The sequence below is a fragment of the Peribacillus sp. P4_C12 genome (genome assembly GCF_056402095.1).
In genome coordinates this window covers 1-4,408 of record NZ_JBFUIB010000310.1, presented here as the reverse complement: position 1 = coordinate 4,408, position 4,408 = coordinate 1, and the positions used below count along the sequence as shown (strand labels likewise).

Below are 4,408 nucleotides of genomic sequence, written 5' to 3'. Positions count from 1 at the left end.
CTCCAACGGTACTAATCATATTACCTGTATTGAGACCTTGATTGTCCAAGAATGTAAATACGCGACGAGGCATCCCCATCAGCCCTAAGAAATGTTGAATAAAGAATGTTAGATGGAAACCAATCAAGAACGTCCAAAATGTGATTTGCCCCAATTTTTCATTTAACATAGTTCCAAACATCTTCGGCCAATAGAAATTGATTCCAGCCAATAAACCTAATACAACCCCACCGACAATTACATAGTGGAAATGGGCAACAACGAAATAACTATCATGGTATTGATAATCAGCAGGTGCGGATGCGAGCATGATACCTGTTACGCCACCCATGGTAAATGTAGGAATAAAGGCAACTGCATAAAGCATTGGAACCGTGAACTTGACGCTTCCTCCCCACATCGTAAAAATCCAGTTGAATATCTTAATACCTGTTGGTACAGCGATAGCCATGGTAGCCACCGCAAAGATTGCATTTGCGATAGGACCTAAACCAGTTGTAAACATATGATGGGCCCAAACCATGAAACCTAAGAAACCGATTAAAACGGTAGCAAATACCATCGATGAATAACCAAATAATCTTTTTCGAGAGAATGTCGCAAAAATTTCAGAAAAAATACCAAACGCCGGAAGAATCAGAATATATACTTCTGGGTGACCGAATATCCAGAATAAATGCTCCCAAATAATCGTATTACCTCCAGCTGCTACATCAAAGAAATTCGAGCCAAACATCCGGTCAAACATCATTAACACTAATCCTACAGTAAGTGGAGGAAAAGCAAATAATATTAATGCAGAAACAACAAACGTTGACCATGTAAACAGCGGCATACGCATGTAGGTCATACCAGGCGTACGCATATTTATAATGGTTACAAGGAAGTTGATCCCTGCAATTAATGTTCCCAGTCCGGATATCTGTAATCCTAGGACGTAAAAATCAATACCATGGCCTTCAGAGTGCAGAGAAAGTGATGCATACGATGTCCAGCCCGCATCAGGTGCCCCTCCTAGAAACCATGAAAGATTTAAGAATATACCTCCAAAGAAAAATAACCAAAAACCTAATGAGTTTAAAAATGGGAACGCAACATCACGAGCCCCTATTTGTAATGGCACAACTGCATTCATTACAGCGAATACTAATGGCATGGCTGCCAGGAAAATCATCGTCGTGCCGTGCATGGTCAAAATTTCATTATAAAATCCGGCACTTACAAAGTCATTATTTGGGATTGCAAGCTGGATACGAATAAACATCGCTTCCAAACCGCCGATCACAAAGAACAATCCGCCAGAAATAAGATATAAGATGGCGATTTTCTTATGGTCTACCGTTGTCAGATAATCCCAAATCGTAGCGCCAAATCCTTTTTTATTAGCGTACGTACTCACGATTTAACCTCCTTAATCAATGTTCTATTTTCCTTCCACCTTCAGCTGTAAAAGATAAGCTGCAAGTGCATTAATTTGTGAATCTGAAAGTTCACCGTAAGTACCGGTCATCGTGTTACCCGGTTTATACTTCTCAGGATCCTTGATCCAATTTTTCACATTTTGTTCAGTATGATCCAAAACTCCAGCTACTTTCTCACGTTCACCAAATGTAGCCAGATTCGGAGCTTGACGGGCAGCCTCAGGTCTACTGTCATTAGGCGTAACCGCATGACAACCGATACAGCTTTGGTTAAAGACGTCTTCACCCTGTTTTGCTAAATCACCAGTAACAGTGGGTTCTTTTGCAGACTTCATATCTTTAGTCCATGCTTCAAAGTCGGATTTAGATTTTGCTACCACTTTAAAATCCATCAAAGCATGGGAAGGTCCGCAAAGCTCAGCACATTTCCCGTAAAATAAATTATTCGAATCTTCTGCCTTTTTACTATCGAATTCTAAGAAAAACTGATTAACTCCATCTGTATTTGTATCCATCTTTCCTCCGGCAGCCGGTACCCAGAATGAATGCTTAACATCTGAAGCAGTTAAATTGAAATACACTTTTTGGTCAGTTGGTACGACCAAATCCTGACTTGTAACAACACCAAGGTCTGGATATTCAAACTCCCACCAATAAAGGTTCGCCCTAACATTTACTACAAGTGCGTCCTTCGTCTTTCCATCCTTATCTTTCTTATCCATTGCTTTTGTGTCAGCTAAGTCAAAAGTTGTGACGACAGTTGGAACAGCCAGAACAATTAAAAGAAGGATAGGAATAACAGTCCAGATAATTTCAAGTTTATGACTTCCTTCAATTTGTTTTGGTATTGTTTCGTCGCCTTCCTTTCGGCGGAAGCGTAGTAACACTACAACGAACAAAATAACCACAACAATAATAACCAGTACCATGATTAACGTACTCAATATCAGTAAATCATACTGAGATTGCGCAACATTGCCAGCTGGCTTCAGCGCGGATAGGAATGGTTCGCCGCAGCCCGAAAGGACAAGTCCTACAATACCCAGCAAAGCAATTAGGCGCCATTTGTGCAGCCTTTTTTTCATAGCTTCAGAAACCCCTCTTTCGTCAAAATTTTCTCACAAAAATAAAAATGGGCGCAATTGCGAATATTCTCTCTATGTCAATTTCTAAAAAAAAGAAAGAATCCCTAATCTAAGGAATTATTAAAATGGCACATGTAACCGCTCTTATGAAGTACTCTCTTGATGCGTTCTCAGTTTATATGTATGGTTAGCGGTTAGTGGACAATTATTGATAAGTAAGCTGCAGCCTGTCAAAGAACAGGCTGCAATATACATTATTTAACTAATACTAAATGAGTGTGACAATAACCATCGCTACAAATAAAATGGTCATATAGTTTAAAGAATATACAAACATGGATGTTGCCCATTTAACATCATCTTTCTTTCTATACCCTTTTATTCCCAAAACAAGCCAACCTGTGCTCAATAAAGCAGCCAGAACAACTAACGGAGTACCTAAAGGTGTTAAAAAGAAAGGAATAAACATTAATGCAATAATCCATAACATAATCGATTTTTTTGCGGCCTTGAACCCTTTCACAACTGGAAGCATTGGCACTCCCGCTGCACGGTATTCTTCGACACGTCTCATTGCAAGTGCATAAAAATGAGGAGGCTGCCACAAAAACATAATAGCGAACAAAACCCACGCCATAGTATCAAGACCAGGATCAACGGCAGCCCAGCCAATAAGTGGAGGAACAGCACCGGAAATGCTGCCTATAATTGTATTTGAGACAAATCTCCGCTTAAAAACCATAGTATATAAGACAACATAGGCAAATACGCCAAATGCACCGATTATGGCAGTTGTCATATTAGTCAAAGCGAGTAAAATTAGTCCAGCAGCAATCAAGCCAAAGCTTAACACCAATACCTTTGAAGGCTGTACTTTCCCAGTTACTGTTGGCCGATTTTTCGTTCTTTCCATTAAATGATCGATATCACGATCATAGTAATTATTAAAACTGCAAGATCCAGCCATAATGAGCGCCGAGCCTGCAAGCGTATAAAACACTACATCAAGATTACTTAAGAAGCTAAGCCCTGAAAAATGAAGGGCTAACCATACGCCGGTAAAAGCTGTAATTATATTTGAATTGACAATCCCCACTTTAATAAGTGAGAGAAAATCCTTCCAAACTGTTGTTTCCGGTATATCCGATTGAAGGGCGGCTTTACTGTCCTTCATGACAGCTTCTGACATACCCCTTGTTTCTGACATTTGTTTTCCTCCTTTAAATCATTCACCAAAGACGCAAATGTAAAAAAAGTTACTTACGATACTATAGAACATTATTTCATACTTTTCGATATTTGTAACCAAGGAAGMGTAAACAAAAAGTAAACTATTTACCAATGACCGTTGTCAATGGAATCCTTTGAGAGCTTTTATTCTTTATATCATGCTTAATAACAGTAAAATTTAGTAAAATCATTTCTTCAATATATTAAAACACATTTTTGGAAGCTTTTGTGAAATTTTTTCGGATAATTTTTGACCAATTTGTGTCGCATGAATTTTACTGTGTTTGCTGGTGTTTCATGTCTTTTATTAATAACATACATAGTCAGTTATTATCATCATCCCCTAGGCTATATCTCTATTTTGCTCCTACTTAAAGATTTACACTCCCTTTATTTCTATCAAAGTCTCTTGTAACTTTCAACTATTTCAGGCGTTTTATTTAATAGGTATAATTTTAACTGAACTTGTAAAATCATTCTATTTTGTGTAATATCAAGAAAGTTCGACAAATATTTATGTAATATCTTATGCTATTATTAAATTATGAAATTTATGGAACTAACTAATTTGGCTCCAGAGAAAAAGGTGGGACTTCTAGTGAAATCGTCTCTTAAATGGTTTGCTGTTTTAACTACGATTGTAATGCTTTTCATCTTACTTGGTGGAGCTTT

General features: G+C 38.0%; 3 protein-coding genes. All 3 read right to left on the bottom strand.

Annotated elements, in window-relative coordinates; translation table 11 throughout:
- On the bottom strand, positions 1-1,399 hold a 1,399-nt coding region (locus AC1DUW_RS21735; RefSeq protein ID WP_477643432.1), incomplete at its 3' end, for a cbb3-type cytochrome c oxidase subunit I.
- 24 nt (positions 1,400-1,423) lie between these two features.
- Positions 1,424-2,506 carry a cytochrome c oxidase subunit II gene (gene coxB, locus AC1DUW_RS21730; protein WP_477643431.1) on the bottom strand — a complete coding sequence of 361 codons (1,083 nt, stop codon included), beginning with the start codon at positions 2,504-2,506 and terminating at the stop codon, positions 1,424-1,426.
- 268 nt (positions 2,507-2,774) lie between these two features.
- On the bottom strand, positions 2,775-3,713 hold the full coding sequence (cyoE, locus tag AC1DUW_RS21725; protein ID WP_252430620.1) for a heme o synthase: 939 nt from the start codon (positions 3,711-3,713) through the stop codon (positions 2,775-2,777).
- Positions 3,714-4,408 lie beyond the last annotated feature (695 nt).